This window comes from Okeania sp. (assembly GCF_983059655.1).
Genome location: NZ_CEZPJD010001008.1, coordinates 1 through 2,448, shown reverse-complemented (window position 1 = coordinate 2,448; position 2,448 = coordinate 1). Strand labels below are relative to the sequence as shown.

Below are 2,448 nucleotides of genomic sequence, written 5' to 3'. Positions count from 1 at the left end.
AGGAATTTATCTAAAAACATTAGTACCTACTTCACAAATTAAACAAGTTCGTCTCATTCCAAGACTTAATCATTATGTAATAGAGGTAATTTATGAGAAATGCGAAAAACAATACGAGTTAGAGAAAAATCGTTGTGCCAGTATTGATATAGGATTAAAAAATCTAGCTACATTAACCTTTAATCAAGTCGGAATAAAACCGCTCTTGATCAATGGCAGACCGTTAAAATCTATCAATCAATACTATAACAAAGTCAAGAGTTCCTTACAATCTAAACTCAAGGAAAATCAATGGAGTAAAAGGCTGAAAAAGCTTTGTAATAAAAGAGAATTTAAAATCAACGATTATCTGCATAAATCATCTCGTTTGATTATTAATACCCTGATTAATGAGAAAATAGGAACATTGATAATAGGGCACAATGAAGAGTGGAAGCAGAAGATAAATCTAGGGAAAAGAAATAATCAAAATTTTGTATCTGTTCCCTATAACAAGTTAATAAAAATGTTATCTTATAAAGCCAAGATGGTAGGGATAGATGTAATAATTACAGAAGAATCTTATACCTCCGCATCGAGTTTTATAGATAATGATTTGATTCCTGTTTACAAGAAAGGTGAGAAAAATAATGTCACATTTTCAGGAAAAAGAGTAAAAAGAGGTTTGTATTGTACCGCAAGCATTGGGTTAATCAATGCTGATGTTAACGGTTCTTTGAACATGATGAGAAAAGCAGTCCCAAATGTCTTTGACTATGGGATAGAGGGTGTTGTAGTTCACCCAGTCAGGGTAACACCTGCAAAATAAGGATTAGTCATATTTGACTATATTTTTATGAACTATGTTAGACAAAGTACAAGTGAAAATAAAATTTATATGATCGATCACTGAAATGACTACCACAAATACTAAATTGCCCCTACCACCAGGAAACTTTGGTCTACCTTTTGTTGGTGAAACTATTAGTTTCTTAACAGATAATACATTCGCCGAAACAAGAGAAAAAAAATACGGAAAAATCTATAAAAGTCATATTTTTGGCAGCCCTACAGTATTTTTAGCCGGGGCAGAAGCGAATAAATTTTTGTTTTCTAATGAAAATAAATACTTTAGTGCCACTTGGCCAAAAAGTACCAGGATTTTATTAGGTCCTAACTCCTTATCTGTACAACAAGGCACACTTCATCAACAACGGCGTAGACTTTTAGCCCAAGCTTTTCAACCTAGAGCTTTGGCAAATTATGCTCCCACAATGGAAACCGTAACTGCTAGCTATCTAGAGAAATGGGCAAAAATGGGTACGTTAACTTGGTATCCTGAAATTCGTGATTATACCTTTGATATTGCTAGTCGTTTATTTATGGGTAGCGATGGCGGTTCCGAAACAAAATTAGCCAGTTTATTTGAAGAGTGGGTAAAAGGCTTATTTTCCATTCCTGTATCACTTCCTTGGACAAAATTTGGAAAATCACTCCGTTGTCGGCAAAAATTACTGCAATACATTGAAGAAATTGTTTTGCAACGACAGCAACAGCAAAATTACGGTGAGGATGCCTTGGGAATACTCCTGCAAGCGCGGGATGAAGATGGAAATAGTTTACCTTTAGACGAATTGAAAGACCAAATATTATTATTGTTGTTTGCTGGCCACGAGACATTAACTTCAGCGATCGCCTCTTTCTGTCTATTAATAACTCAAAACCCAAATGTACTTACCCGCGCTCGTGAAGAGCAAAAACAATTTTCTCCCACCGAACCCCTAACTACAGAAAATCTCAAACAAATGACTTATCTAGAACAAGTTCTCAAGGAAGTATTGAGATTAATTCCACCTGTGGGAGGTGGGTTCCGACAAGTAATTCAAGACTGTGAATTTGGTGGATATTCCATTCCAAAAGGTTGGTTAATTCAGTATCAAATTGGTAAGACTCAACAGGATGAAACTATTTATCCAGAACATCAAAATTTTGACCCCGACCGTTTTGCTCCAGAAAATTCTGTAGATAAACAAAAAATATTTGGTTATATTCCCTTTGGTGGTGGGATGCGCGAATGTTTAGGTAAAGAATTTGCTCGCTTAGAAATGAAGATTTTTGCTGCAAAGTTGTTACGGAGTTATGAATGGGAGCTGCTACCAGAACAAGATTTAAGTATAGTTGCAGTACCAACACCTAATCCCCGTGATGGTTTAAAAATAAAATTCTGGCATTTAGCATAGACGAGAAAAAGATTGAAACTATAGCGCTACGCATTAAGGTGTTTGACATGAATAGAAGCTGAAAGCTTTTTTTATTCATCTATTGCCTGTTGCCTGTTGCCTTGCGCTATAGGGTTTAATCTTTATTTATGGTTTGCTGATTAAATCTAAAATAATTACCAGATAAAGGTTTTAGCCTTTTTAGGTATTAAAAAAGTACATGGGTTTTCAGCTCTTCATGCTCAAAAAG

Annotated in this window: 2 protein-coding genes; both read left to right on the top strand. The window is 35.0% G+C overall.

Annotated features, from left to right (window positions below):
* Positions 1-808, top strand: an 808-nt coding sequence (locus AC3DU7_RS31165; RefSeq protein WP_488043109.1) for an RNA-guided endonuclease InsQ/TnpB family protein, incomplete at its 5' end; no start/stop codon positions are given.
* 85 nt (positions 809-893) lie between these two features.
* Positions 894-2,219 carry a cytochrome P450 gene (locus tag AC3DU7_RS31160; protein ID WP_488043108.1) on the top strand — a complete coding sequence of 442 codons (1,326 nt, stop codon included), beginning with the start codon at positions 894-896 and terminating at the stop codon, positions 2,217-2,219.
* Positions 2,220-2,448: the final 229 nt, after the last annotated feature.

Coding starts and splice junctions, on each gene's coding strand:
- AC3DU7_RS31160 (WP_488043108.1), top strand. CDS start 894: ATGACTACCACAAATACTAAATTGCCCCTACCACCAGGAAACTTTGGT.